This window comes from Pseudomonas sp. Marseille-Q1929 (assembly GCF_017316265.1).
In the GTDB taxonomy this organism is placed as follows: Bacteria; Pseudomonadota; Gammaproteobacteria; order Pseudomonadales; family Pseudomonadaceae; genus Aquipseudomonas.
The window spans coordinates 75,558-88,956 of record NZ_JAFLWU010000012.1 but is presented as its reverse complement, the minus strand read 5'-3'; the positions used below and the strand labels follow the sequence as shown (position 1 = coordinate 88,956).

Here is a 13,399-nt window from a genome sequence, read left to right as displayed (position 1 = left end):
GGTGAACATGTATGCCAGCCTCATTCGCTGATCAACTGGTGGCTGGGGTGATGCGCGAGCCATTGTGGCGCTTTCTCTTGCTGGTCACCGTGGCCAAAAGCCTGCGTTATGCGGTGCTCGCCGCCGTGACCTTGCAGTGGGTGTTAATCCCCACTTAATCGCCTCCAAAGAGCATCCGGGCACCCTTCCCGGAGCCTTGCCAATGCCTTCTTTACGCGCTTTTTGCATCGCCACCCTGCTGACGGCGGGCACCGCCCCGGTGTTCGCCGCGACCTACGGCCCCGAGCTGCAAGGTTTTCAATACCCTTACCCGCTGGAGCATTTCGCCTTCCAGTCCCAGGGCAAGCACCTGCAAATGGGCTACATGGACGTGCCCGCAAAGGGCCGCGCGAATGGTCGCAGCGTGGTGCTGATGCACGGCAAGAACTTCTGCGGCGCCACCTGGGAAGGCTCGATCAAAGCCCTCAGCGAGGCGGGTTACCGCGTGATTGCACCAGACCAGATCGGCTTCTGCAGCTCCAGCAAGCCTGAACATTACCAGTACAGCTTCCAGCAGCTGGCAACCAACACCCACCAGTTGCTGGAAAAACTCGGCGTCCAGAAGGCCACGCTCCTTGGCCACTCCACCGGCGGCATGCTCGCCACCCGTTACGCCCTGATGTACCCGGCACAAACCGAGCAACTCGCGCTGGTCAACCCCATCGGCCTGGAGGACTGGAAGGCGCTGGGTGTGCCCTCCCTCACCGTCGACCAATGGTACGCACGTGAACTGAAGGTCAATGCCGACGGGATTCGCAAATACCAGCTCAATACCTACTACGTCGGGCGTTGGAAGCCGGAGTACGAACGCTGGGTGGACATGTACGCCGGCCTCAGTAACGGCCCGGGACACAAGTTGGTCGCGTGGAACTCGGCATTGATTTACGACATGATCTTCACCCAACCGGTGTACTACGAGTTCAAAGACCTGAAGATGCCTACGCTGCTGTTGATTGGCACGTCCGACAACACAGCTATCGGCAAGGACCTGGCGCCGCCGCAAGTGAAAGCGAAGCTGGGTAACTATCAGGTACTGGGCAAGCACGTAGCCAAGCTGATCCCACACGCTACCCTGGTGGAGTTCGCCGGCCTGGGGCATGCGCCACAAATGGAAGAACCCGCCCAGTTTCATAACGCGCTGTTGCAGGGCTTGAACGCCCTTTAATCCAACCCCCTTTCGAGGTTCGCGTGAATGTCGATACAGATTGCAGTCATAGATGATTGGCAAAACGTCGCCCGTGACGTAGTGGACTGGTCAGCCCTGGAAAACCTGGGCCAGGTGCACTTCCTGCACGACTACCCGGCGGATACCGCCACGATGATCGGGCGTTTGCAGGGTTTCGACGTGATTTGCCTGATGCGCGAGCGCTCCACCTTCGACCAGGCCCTGCTGCAAGGCTTGCCCCGGCTCAAGCTGCTAGTGACCGGCGGCATGCGCAACGCCGCCATCGACATACCCGCCGCCAAGGCCCTGGGCATCCAGGTGTGCGGCACCGACAGCTATAAACAGGCGGCACCGGAATTGACCTGGGCGCTGATCATGGCCTCCACCCGCAACCTGCTGGCTGAAGCCAATTCACTGCGCGCCGGCGGCTGGCAAGTTGGCCTGGGCGGCGACCTGCATGGCAAGACCCTGGGCATCCTCGGCCTGGGCAGCATCGGCCAGAAAGTCGCGCAGTTCGCTCAGGTGTTCGGCATGCGCGTGATCGCCTGGAGCGAAAACCTCACGCCCGAGCGCGCGGCGCAAGCTGGCGTCACCTGGGTCAGCAAACAGCAGCTGTTCGAACAGGCGGACATTCTCACGGTGCACTTGGTACTCAGCGACCGCAGCCGTGGCCTGGTGGACGCCGAGGCGCTGGGCTGGATGAAACCGGGCGCGCGCCTGGTGAACACCGCACGCGGGCCGATCGTGGATGAGCAGGCGCTGATTCAGGCCCTGGAAAGTGGCCGACTGGCCGGCGCCGCACTGGATGTGTTCGCCGACGAACCGCTGCCGTCGGATCACCCGTTCCGCCGCTTGCCCAATGTGCTGGCGACGCCCCATGTGGGCTATGTGAGCGAGCAGAATTTCCGGCAGTTCTATGGGCAGATGATCGAAGACATCCAAGCCTGGGCCAACGGTGCGCCCATTCGCGTGCTTGGCTGACGCACCATTCTGGAGCGCACGCACACTTGTGGCGAGGGCGCTTGCTCCCGCTGGGCTGCGCAGCGGCCCCAAAAATCTTGGGAGCGCTTCGCACTCCAGCGGGACGGTGCGACGATTCGACAAGCGCCCTCGCCACAGAACAGGCTTTTTCAAGGCTGCATAAGGTTACAAGTTTTTTGTCCTACAAAAATCCCTCACAAACCCTACAGGCTCTAGGATCTGTCCTAGACTGATGACCGATGGGTCCGTTCGAAAACAAAAACCCCGCAAAAAATCGAAACTTTCCAACTCTGCCGTAGGTCCAGTTTTAAGGTAAGGCGAACGTACGCGGTTCACACCAAACGCCCGTCTATCCAATCTTTTCGAGCTTAACGTGCAACTGGCATACGCCTTGCCAGTTTGTACAGTGCTTGTGCGCCTGACCGCAGGAAGCGGTCATCGGAGCTGATGGCAGCGGGCCATTAGCCAACCAACATGTGGGAGAGAACTATGATCAGTGCCGCTGTAGATGTTCAGGGAGAGCGTGTCAGTCAGCCGGTAGAGGGGTCTTCATTGATCGATCTGCCAGCCACTTCGCGGCCGGTCGTGAGTCAGAATCCCAACCGCAAGAAAGTCCTGTTCGTCACCTCCGAATTCGCCGACCTGGTGAAAACCGGCGGCCTGGGCGACGTCTCCGCCGCCCTGCCCCGCGCCATGGCCCATCTGCATGATGTGCGCGTGTTGATCCCCGGTTACCCGCAAGTGATGGAAAGCGACAACCCGATCCACATCATCGGCGAACTGGGCGGCCACGCTGCGCTGCCGCCGTGCAAGATCGGGCGCATGGACCTCAAGGATGGCCTGGTCATCTATGTGCTGATCTGCCCCGAGCTGTACGAGCGCGAAGGCACACCCTACGGCGCCAACAATGGCCGCGACTGGCCGGACAACCATATCCGCTTCGCCCGCCTCGGCCTGGCCGCCGCCGACATGGCCGCCAACCTCGCGCAGATCCACTGGTGCCCGGACCTGGTGCACGCCCACGACTGGCCCGCGGGCCTGGCCCCGGCGTATATGCACTGGCGTGGGTCACGCACGCCGACCCTGTTCACCATTCATAACCTGGCCTATCAAGGCGTGGTCAGCCTCGCTTCGACGCCGGAGCTGGGCATTCCGCCCCACGCCTTGCAACAGGAAGGCATGGAGTTCTACGGCAAGATGTCGTTCCTCAAGGCCGGCATGGCGTATTCCAGCCATATCACCACGGTGAGCGCGACCTACGCCCAGGAAATCACCACCCCCGAATTCGGCTGCGGCCTCGATGGCTTCCTCGCCAGCAAGACCCAGCAAGGCCTGCTCAGTGGCATCCCCAACGGCATCGATGAAAGCTGGGAAACCTCCACCGACAGCCACCTGACCCACAACTTCAATATCGGCGACTGGGACGGCAAGGCGATCAACGCGGCTCATGTGCGCAACCTGTTCGGCCTGGACGACTCCAGCGGCCCGCTGTTTGCCGTGGTGTCGCGCCTGGTCTATCAGAAAGGCCTGGACCTCACCGAAGCCGTTGCCAGCTTTATCGTCGAACACGGCGGCCAGATCGCGATTATCGGCCGTGGCGAACCGGAAGAAGAGCAAGCCATGCGTGAACTGGCCCTGCGCTTTCCCGGCCAGATCGGTGTGCGCATCGGCTTCAACGAAACCGACGCCCGGCGCATGTTCGCCGGCAGCGATTTCCTGCTGATGCCGTCGCGCTACGAGCCGTGCGGCCTGAGCCAGATGTACGCGCAGCGCTTCGGTTCGCTGCCGGTGGCGCGTAACACCGGCGGGCTGGCGGACACCATCGAGGATGGCGTCACCGGTTTCCTGTTCAACGAGTCCACCGTGGACAGCTACCAGGAAGCCCTGAGCCGCGCGTTCAAGGTCTTCGCCTTCCCGCGCCTGCTCAATGCCATGCGTTGCCGCGCCATGACCCAACCCTTCAACTGGTGCCAGGCGGTGGAACCCTACGCCCACCTGTACGAACAACTGGTGGCCAAGGCCCTGGGGAAATCCGCTAAATAAATACGGGAGGTCTCTATAGATGCCGTCACGGACTCTGGAAACCTGGCCCCACGGCGCAATCATGCTGGACGCGCAACACACGCGTTTTGCCTTGTGGGCGCCAGATGCGTATTACGTCAGCGTTGAACTGGAACACGGCAAGTCCGTCGCCATGCTGCCCCAGGCAGATGGCTGGTTTGAAAGCGAAATCGCCTGCCCCGCAGGCACCCGCTACCGCTTCAATATCGACGGGGAACGGGATGTCCCCGACCCCGCATCCCGCGCCCAGGCCTCGGACGTACACGGCTGGAGCCTGGTGGTGGACCCGCTCGCCTACCCCTGGCGCCACAGCCAGTGGCAAGGCCGGCCATGGCATGAAGCGGTGATCTACGAGCTGCATGTCGGCGCGCTGGGCGGCTACGCCGGCGTGGAGCAACACCTGCCGCGCCTGGCCGAATTGGGTGTGACAGCGATTGAATTGATGCCGCTCGCGCAATGCCCCGGCGAACGCAACTGGGGCTACGACGGCGTGCTGCCCTACGCCCCCCACGCCGCCTACGGCACACCCGAGCAGCTCAAGCACCTGATCGACAGCGCCCACGAACACGGCCTGGCGGTGATCCTCGACGTGGTCTACAACCACTTCGGCCCCGACGGCAACTACCTCGGCCAATACGCCCAGGGCTTTTTTCGTGAAGACGTGCACACGCCGTGGGGCGCCGGTATCGATTTCGAGCGCCGCGAAGTGCGCGACTTCTTCCTCGACAATGCGTTGATGTGGTTGCTGGAATACCGCTTCGACGGCCTGCGCCTGGACGCCGTGCACGCCATCGACAACCCCGGTTTCCTGCAAACCCTCGCCCAGCGCGTGCGCCAGCAAGTGGATATCGGCCGTCACGTCTGGCTGGTGCTGGAAAACGAATTCAACCAGGCCAGCCTGCTGGAGCATGATTTCGACGCGCAATGGAACGACGACGGCCACAACGCCCTGCACGTGTTGCTCACCGGCGAAACCGACGCCTACTACAGCGACTTCGCCCGCGACACCACGGCCAAACTGGCGCGCTGCCTGGGAGAAGGCTTTATCTACCAAGGCGAAACCACCCGGCACGGCCACACGCGCGGCGAACCCAGCGCCCACCTGCCGCCCAGCGCCTTTGTATTGTTCTTGCAGAACCACGACCAGATCGGCAACCGCGCCTTCGGCGAGCGCCTGCATCAACTGTGCTCGCCCCAGGCACTGCGCGCCGCGACCGCCTTGTTGCTGCTGTCACCGATGATCCCGCTGCTGTTCATGGGCGATGAGGTCAACGCCAGCGAGCCGTTCCTGTTTTTCACCGACCACCACGGCGAACTGGCCGACGCCGTGCGCGAAGGCCGGCGCAACGAGTTCGCCGACTTCGCCGCGTTCCACGACCCGGCGCTGCGCGCACGCATTCCCGATCCGAACGCCCCAGCGACCTTTGCCCAATCGACCCCCACGTTTGCCGCCAGCGAACATAGCGATCTCTATCGACATCTGCTTAGCCTGCGCCATCAGCACCTGGTGCCGCACCTACCCGGCAGCGTGGCACTGGGCGCGCAGGTGTTGGCCGACGGCGCTGTCAGCGCACGCTGGCGCCTGGGCAACGGCAGCCTGTTGCAGATCGACCTCAACCTCAGTGCCACCGCCCTCGATCATCCCGCCAGCACCCACCTGCTATTCGAAACGCCTGCGCACCAAGGCGCGCAACTGCCGCCCTACAGCGCACGCGTCACCCTATCCCCTGTTGGAGAGCACCCTTGAGCGAAGCGAACCTGGAAATCCTCGCCAGCCGAGCGGGCCTGGCCGTCGATTGGATCGACGCGAATGGCCGCCCGCAACGTGTACAACCCGACGCATTGCGCGCGGTTCTCAAAGGCCTGGGCCACCCGGCCGACAGCGACGCCGAGATCGACGCCAGCCTGCTGCAACTGGAGCAGGTGCAACACGCCAAGCACCTGCCACCCTTGATGACCATCGACAGCGGCGCCGGCCTCGACCTGGCGCGCTACTTCGAGCCAGACACCCTGTGCCGGGTCAGCCTGGAAGACGGTGAAACCCTGGAACTGCGCCTCGACGGCGACGCGGTACTGCCCGGCGTCATCGCCCTCGGCTACCACCAGGTGCATATCGCCGACCAGGCCTTCACCCTCGCCGTCGCCCCCACCCACTGCTACAGCGTGGCCGAAGCCGTCAACAGCGACCCTGCCCGCGCCTGGGGCCTCAGCGCCCAGCTCTATGCCCTGCGCCGCCTGGGCGATGGAGGTTTCGGCGACACCCTGGCCCTGGAACACCTGGCCCGTGCCGCCGCCGAACGCGGTGCCGATGCCCTGGCGATCAGCCCGATGCACGCGATGTTCAGCGCCGACACCGGACGCTACAGCCCCTATTCACCGTCCAGTCGCTTGTTCCTCAACAGCCTGTACGCCTCGCCCGCGTGCATCCTCGGCGAGCGCGAAGTGCGTAACGCGATTGAAGCCCTCGGCCTCAGCGAAGAGCTGCACCGCCTGGAACAACTCGACCTGATCGACTGGCCCGCCGCCGCCCAAGCCAAGCAACGACTGTTGCGCGCGCTGTATGCAGACTTCCGCCACGGCGGGCATCCGCAACACGCCGACTTCCTCAGCTTCCGTCAGGCCGGCGGCGAGGCCTTGGAAAACCACTGCCGCTTCGAAGCCGTGCAAACCCTGCGCGCCGCCGCTGGTGAAGACCTCGACTGGCGCCACTGGCCCGAAGCGTGGCGCACCCCGCAAAGCCCGGCACTTGCGCAGTTCGCCGAGGAACACCGCGACGAGATCGGCTTCTTCGCCTTTAGCCAATGGTTGATCGCACGCAGCCTCGAACGCGCACAACAGGCTGCCCGTGGCAGCGGCATGGGCGTCGGCTTGATCGCCGACCTCGCCGTGGGCGCCGACGGCGGTGGCAGCCAGGCGTGGAGCCGCCAGGATGAGCTGCTCGCCAACCTCACCGTGGGCGCCCCCCCCGACATCCTCAACCGCGCAGGCCAAGGCTGGGGCATTTCCGCGTTCTCCCCCGAAGGCCTCAAACGCAACGGTTTCCGCGCCTTTATCGAGATGCTGCGGGCCAATTTCGCCCATGCCGGTGGCTTGCGCATCGACCATGTGATGGGCCTGCAACGCCTGTGGGTGATCCCCATGGGCGCCTCGCCGCGTGAAGGCGCGTACTTGTATTACCCGGTGGACGATTTGTTGCGCCTGTTGGCCCTGGAATCCCACCGCCACCAAGCCATCGTCCTCGGCGAAGACCTCGGCACCGTGCCCGACGGCCTGCGCGAGAAACTCAGCGGCCGCTCGATTCTCGGCATGCGCGTGCTGCTGTTCGAACAAGGCCACGACGGCCAGTTCAAACCCATCCTCGACTGGCCGGACAACGCCCTCGCTACCACCAGCACCCACGACCTGCCGACCCTCAACGGCTGGTGGCACAGCCGCGATATCGAGTGGAATATCCAACTGGGCCTGATCGACGCCCCCACCGTGGAACAATGGAGCGAACACCGCCTGCGCGAACGCCAGGCGCTGCGCCAAGCCTTAAGCCAGGACCCGCAGAACTTCGTCGATGAGATCCGCAACGACACCGACCATATGATCGACGCCAGCGTGCGCTACCTCGGCCACACCCGTGCGCCGCTGGTGTTGCTGCCGCTGGAGGATGCCCTCGGCGTGGAGGAACAAGCCAACCTGCCCGGCACCCTCGACACCCACCCGAATTGGCGCCGACGCCTGGCGGGCGAAGCCTCCAGCCTGCTCGACAATGCCGGCGCCGCCCGCCGCCTGGAACTGTTGGCCGTGGCGCGCAACCAGGCCCACGAGCGTGACCGATGAAACACCTGCCGCTACGGGCCACCCAACGCCTGCAATTCCACGCCGGGTTTACCCTGGATGACGCGGTGCCGCTGGTGCCCTACTTCGCCGCGCTGGGCATCAGCCACCTGTATGCCTCGCCGCTGCTCAGTGCACGCGCCGGCTCCATGCATGGCTACGACGTGGTCGACCCAACCCAGGTCAATCCAGAGCTGGGCGGTGAAGCGGCCTTGCGCCGTCTGGTAGCGGCGCTGCGGGCCCACGACATGGGGCTGATCCTCGATATCGTGTCCAACCACATGGCCGTCGGCGGCGCGGATAACCCGTGGTGGCTGGACCTGCTGGAATGGGGACGCTTGAGCCCCTACAGCGAATTCTTCGATATCCAGTGGCACTCGCCGGACCCACTGCTCAAGGGCCAATTGCTCATGCCTTTTCTCGGCAGCGACTACGGCGAAGCCTTGCAGAGCGGCAGCGTGACCCTGCAGTTTGATGCAGCCCACGGCGCGTTTTATGTCGCGCATTACGAGCACCGCTTTCCGATCTGCCCACAAGATTACGCGGAGATCCTCGGCACCGGGGTCTTGCTCAAGCCCATGGCCGAACGCTTCAGCGCACTGGCCGACCAGGACGCTGCCTACCACGAGGCCGCGTGGCTCAAGCAGGCGTTGGCCGAGCGCGCCACTGACGCGCCGGTGCTGCACGCCATTGAGCAGCAGCTCGCCACATTCGACTTCGAGCGCCTGCACCATCTGCTGGAACAACAAGCCTACCGCCTGGCCAGTTGGCGCACGGCGGCGGACGATATCAACTGGCGGCGCTTCTTCGACGTCAACGAGCTGGGCGGCCTGCGGGTCGAACGCAGCGCCGTCTTCGAAGCCACCCACGGCAAGATCTTCGAATTGATCAGCGAAGGCTTGGTGGACGGCTTGCGCATCGACCATATCGACGGGCTGGCCGACCCACGGGGCTATTGCCGCAAGCTGCGCAGGCGCGTCGACGCATTGGCGCCAGGGCGGCACTTGCCGATCTTTGTCGAGAAGATCCTTGGCGAAGGAGAAACCCTGCGCGAAGACTGGCAAGTGGACGGTACCACCGGCTACGAATTCATGAACCAGCTGTCGTTGCTGCAACATCACCCCGACGGCTTCGCCCCGCTGGCCGAACTGTGGAGCCGCCACAGCGAGCGCCCCTCGGCGTTTATCGAAGAAGCGCGGCTGGCCCGCCAGCAAATCCTCAATGGCTCCCTCGGCGGCGACTTTGAAAGCGTGGCCCAGGCCCTGTTGCAAGTGGCCCGCGACGATGTGATGACCCGCGACCTGACCCTCGGCGCGATCCGTCGCGCCTTGCAGGAGCTGATCGTGCACTTTCCGGTGTACCGCACCTATATCAGCGCCCGTGGCCGCAGCGCCGCCGATGACAAACTGTTCCAGCAAGCCATGGACGGTGCCCGCAGCACCTTGGGCGAAGGCGACTGGCCGGTGCTTGATCACCTGGCCAACTGGCTCGGCGGCCAGCCGTGGCGCGATCGCCCGGTGGGCCGTGAGCGCAAGATCCTCAAGCATGCCTGCGTGCGCTTCCAGCAACTGACCTCGCCCGCCGCCGCCAAGGCCGTGGAAGACACTGCGTTCTATCGCTCGGCGGTGCTGCTGTCGCGCAACGATGTGGGCTTCAGCACCGAACAGTTCAGCGCGCCGCTGGCCGACTTCCACGAGGCCAACCGCCAACGCCTGCACAGTTTCCCCGACAACCTGCTGGCCACCGCCACCCATGACCACAAACGCGGCGAAGACAGCCGTGCGCGGTTGGCGGTGCTCAGCGAATGCGCGCCTTGGTTTGCGCAGCAGGTGGAGCATTGGCGCAGTCTGGCCGCTCCGTTGCGCCGAGACGCCAGCAGCCCTTCGGCGGGCGATGAATTGATCCTCTATCAAGTGCTGCTGGGTAGCTGGCCGCTGGACGCAGACTTCGCCGACTATCAATCGCGTCTCTGGCAATGGCAACAAAAAGCCCTGCGCGAAGCCAAGTTACACAGCAGCTGGAGCGCACCCAACGAGGCCTATGAGCAAGGCGTCGAAGCCTTCCTCACCCGCCTGCTGCAAAGCGATGCTGGCCATGCGCTGCGCACGGCCATTGGCGACGCCGCCGAGGTCATCGCCCGCGCTGGCGCGATCAACGGGCTGGCGCAATCCTTGCTTCGCATCACCGTGCCGGGTGTACCGGACCTGTACCAGGGCGCCGAGTTCTGGGACTTCAGCCTGGTGGACCCGGACAACCGTCGCCCAGTGGACTTCAACGCACGGCAACAAGCGCTGCAAACTCCACCGGACATCGGCGAACTGTTGTTGCACTGGCGTGACGGGCGTATCAAACAGGCCGTGATCGCCCAGGCATTGGCCTTGCGCAAGGCCCATCCCGGGCTGTTTCGCAGCGGCGGCTACCTGCCGCTGGAAGTACTGGGCAAACACGCCGCACACGTTGTCGCGTTCGCCCGTGAATATCAGGGCAAACACCTCGTGGTGGTGGTGCCACGCTGGCCCCATCACTTGCTTGAAAACGGTGTTCAGCCCCGGATCGATGCGCAGGTTTGGGGCGATACGCGGGTCGCACTACCGTTCGCCGCCACGGCACAAAAATGGAAGGGACTTTTCCACACAGGCGCAGTCACACCAAACAAGGAGCTGGCGCTGAGCACTGCCCTGGGGGATTTCCCGGTCAATGTCTTTATCAATCCTGATGATCAAGAAAGCTGAAAATTTTCTGTGAGGAGCATTGCGATGAGTACTGAAGACAAACGCATACGGGAACTGGCCCATCAGATCTGGGAGTCGGAAGGCAAACCCCATGGCCAGGACACCCGCCATTGGGAGATGGCGCGCAAGCTGGCGGAGGCTGAAGCCTTGACGCCGAGCAAGCCCAAGGCGAAGGCGGCGGCCAAGCCGAAAGCGCCACCCAAGCCAAAGCCGCCCGCCGAGAAAAAACCCAAGGCACCGCGCAAGCCGGCCAGCTAAACAGCGATCCCCTGTGGGAGCGGGCTTGCCCGCGATGGCGATGTTGAATGTACCGCCGCCATCGCGGGCAAGCCCGCTCCCACAGGGGACGCCATTCACTCTGAATCCAGTATTGACCTGACCACTGTCAGCCAGGCGGCGTTCGCCTCGAGAAAACCCTTTTGCAGGAGCACCCCCATGAGCAAACCCGACAAAACCCCACCGACGCCCCCAAACGAGCCGTCGCGGATTCGTGAAGGTTTGCCCTTCCCCCTCGGCGCCACCTGGGATGGCCTGGGCGTCAACTTCGCGCTGTTCTCGGCCAACGCCACCAAGGTCGAACTGTGCCTGTTCGACGATACCGGCGAGGTCGAGCTGGAACGCATCGAACTGCCCGAATACACCGACGAAACCTTCCACGGCTACCTGCCCGACGCCCACCCCGGGCTGATCTACGGCTACCGCGTGTACGGTGCGTACGACCCGGCCAACGGCCACCGTTTCAACCACCACAAATTGCTCATCGACCCCTACGCCAAACAGCTGGTGGGCGAACTCAAATGGTCCGAGGCCCTGTTCGGCTACACCATCGGCCACCCCGACGATGACCTCAGTTTCGACGAACGCGACAGCGCGCCCTTCGTGCCCAAGTGCAAGGTCATCGACCCGGCGCACACCTGGGGCAACGACCAACCGGTGCGCGTGCCCTGGGACCGCACGATCATCTATGAAACCCACTTGCGCGGGATCAGCATGCGCCACCCTTCGGTGGGTGAATCAGTACGTGGCACCTGCGCCGGGTTGATGGAAGACGATGTGCTCAAGCACATTCGCCAGCTCGGCGTGTCATCCGTGGAACTGCTCCCCGTGCATGCCTTCGTCAATGACCAGCACCTGCTGCAAAAAGGCATGACCAACTACTGGGGCTACAACAGCATCGCGTTTTTCGCCCCCGACCCGCGCTACCTGGCCAGCGGCAAGATCGCCGAGTTCAAGGAGATGGTCGCGCACCTGCACGAGCAGAAACTCGAAGTGATCCTCGACGTGGTCTACAACCACACCGCCGAAGGCAACGAGCGCGGCCCGACCTTGTCCATGCGCGGGATCGACAACGCCTCCTACTACCGCTTGATGCCGGATGACAAGCGCTTCTACATCAACGATTCCGGCACCGGCAACACCCTGGACCTGAGCCACCCGTGCGTGCTGCAAATGGTCACCGACTCCCTGCGCTACTGGGCCAACGAGATGCACGTCGACGGTTTCCGCTTCGACCTGGCGACCATCCTCGGCCGTTACCGCGACGGTTTCGACGAGCGCCACAGCTTCCTCGTGGCCTGCCGCCAGGACCCGGTCTTGCGCCAGCTCAAACTGATCGCCGAACCCTGGGACTGCGGCCCCGGTGGCTATCAAGTGGGCAACTTCCCACCGGGCTGGGTGGAATGGAACGACCGTTTCCGCGACACCGTGCGCGCCTTCTGGAAAGGCGATGACGGCCAACTGGCCGATTTTGCCGCGCGCATGACCGCCTCCGGTGAGATGTTCAACCACCGTGGGCGTCGCCCCTACAGCTCGGTGAACTTCATCACCGCCCATGACGGTTTTACCCTGCATGACCTGGTGTCGTACAACGACAAGCACAACGAGGCCAACGACGAGAACAACCAGGACGGCAGCAACAACAACCTGTCCTGGAACCACGGCGTCGAAGGCCCCACCGACGACCCGGAAATCAACGCGCTGCGCCTGCGCCAGATGCGCAACTTCTTCGCCACCCTGTTGCTGGCCCAGGGCACGCCAATGCTGGTGGCGGGTGACGAGTTCGCGCGCACCCAGCACGGCAACAACAACGCCTATTGCCAGGACAGCGAAATCGGCTGGGTCAACTGGGACCTGGACGACGATGGCAAGGCCCTGCTCAAGTTCGTCAAACGCTTGATCAAGCTGCGCCTGGCCTACCCGATCCTGCGCCGTGGGCGCTTCCTGGTGGGCGACTACAACGAAGACATCGGCGTCAAAGACGTCACCTGGCTCGCCCCGGACGGCAACGAAATGACCACCGAGCAATGGCATGACAGCCATGGCCGCTGCCTGGGCATGCTGATGGATGGGCGCGCACAGGAAACCGGGATCCGCCGCCCGGGTGCCGACGCCACCTTGTTGCTGGTGGTGAATGCTCACCATGACATGGTCAATTTCCGCCTGCCGCCGGTGCCGGAAGGCGAGTTCTGGACCTGCATGGTCGATACCAATCAACCCTCGGTACGTGGCCAGGAACGCTTCGAGTTTGATCACGAGTACGCCGTGACCGGCCGCTCACTGCTGCTGTTCGAACTGCAACACTCGGAAGAGGTGTGAC

At 63.7% G+C, this 13,399-nt stretch carries 8 protein-coding genes and 1 pseudogene; all 9 read left to right on the top strand.

Annotated elements, in window-relative coordinates; genetic code table 11:
* Nucleotides 1–35 precede the first annotated feature (35 nt).
* Nucleotides 36–158 (top strand): annotated as a pseudogene (locus J1G37_RS15070) (DedA family protein); the annotation flags it as partial.
* Between the two features lie 44 nt (nt 159–202).
* Nucleotides 203–1,204 carry an alpha/beta hydrolase gene (locus tag J1G37_RS15065; protein WP_207042918.1) on the top strand — a complete coding sequence of 334 codons (1,002 nt, stop codon included), beginning with the start codon at nt 203–205 and terminating at the stop codon, nt 1,202–1,204.
* Nucleotides 1,205–1,231: 27 nt separating this feature from the next.
* Entirely contained in the window at nt 1,232–2,185 is a 954-nt protein-coding gene (locus J1G37_RS15060; RefSeq protein WP_207042917.1) for a D-2-hydroxyacid dehydrogenase family protein, read from the top strand.
* A gap of 489 nt (nt 2,186–2,674) precedes the next feature.
* Nucleotides 2,675–4,228 (top strand): glycogen synthase GlgA, encoded by a 1,554-nt coding sequence (gene glgA / locus J1G37_RS15055; protein WP_207042916.1) that lies wholly within the window; start codon nt 2,675–2,677, stop codon nt 4,226–4,228.
* 19 nt (nt 4,229–4,247) lie between these two features.
* Entirely contained in the window at nt 4,248–5,993 is a 1,746-nt protein-coding gene (treZ, locus tag J1G37_RS15050; RefSeq protein WP_207042915.1) for a malto-oligosyltrehalose trehalohydrolase, read from the top strand.
* Nucleotides 5,990–8,074, top strand: a complete 2,085-nt coding sequence (gene malQ / locus J1G37_RS15045) for a 4-alpha-glucanotransferase (RefSeq protein WP_207042914.1) — start codon at nt 5,990–5,992, stop codon at nt 8,072–8,074. Before treZ ends, malQ begins: the two co-directional genes overlap by 4 nt.
* Entirely contained in the window at nt 8,071–10,803 is a 2,733-nt protein-coding gene (locus J1G37_RS15040) for a malto-oligosyltrehalose synthase (protein WP_207042912.1), read from the top strand. The genes malQ and J1G37_RS15040 overlap by 4 nt, the downstream gene beginning before the upstream one ends.
* A gap of 24 nt (nt 10,804–10,827) precedes the next feature.
* On the top strand, nt 10,828–11,061 hold the full coding sequence (locus J1G37_RS15035) for a DUF2934 domain-containing protein (RefSeq protein ID WP_207042911.1): 234 nt from the start codon (nt 10,828–10,830) through the stop codon (nt 11,059–11,061).
* A 177-nt stretch (nt 11,062–11,238) separates the two neighbouring features.
* Entirely contained in the window at nt 11,239–13,398 is a 2,160-nt protein-coding gene (gene glgX / locus J1G37_RS15030) for a glycogen debranching protein GlgX (RefSeq protein WP_124527633.1), read from the top strand.
* Nucleotide 13,399 lies beyond the last annotated feature (1 nt).

Coding starts and splice junctions, on each gene's coding strand:
- J1G37_RS15065 (WP_207042918.1), top strand. CDS start 203: ATGCCTTCTTTACGCGCTTTTTGCATCGCCACCCTGCTGACGGCGGGC.
- glgX (WP_124527633.1), top strand. CDS start 11,239: ATGAGCAAACCCGACAAAACCCCACCGACGCCCCCAAACGAGCCGTCG.
- J1G37_RS15060 (WP_207042917.1), top strand. CDS start 1,232: ATGTCGATACAGATTGCAGTCATAGATGATTGGCAAAACGTCGCCCGT.
- treZ (WP_207042915.1), top strand. CDS start 4,248: ATGCCGTCACGGACTCTGGAAACCTGGCCCCACGGCGCAATCATGCTG.
- J1G37_RS15040 (WP_207042912.1), top strand. CDS start 8,071: ATGAAACACCTGCCGCTACGGGCCACCCAACGCCTGCAATTCCACGCC.
- J1G37_RS15035 (WP_207042911.1), top strand. CDS start 10,828: ATGAGTACTGAAGACAAACGCATACGGGAACTGGCCCATCAGATCTGG.
- glgA (WP_207042916.1), top strand. CDS start 2,675: ATGATCAGTGCCGCTGTAGATGTTCAGGGAGAGCGTGTCAGTCAGCCG.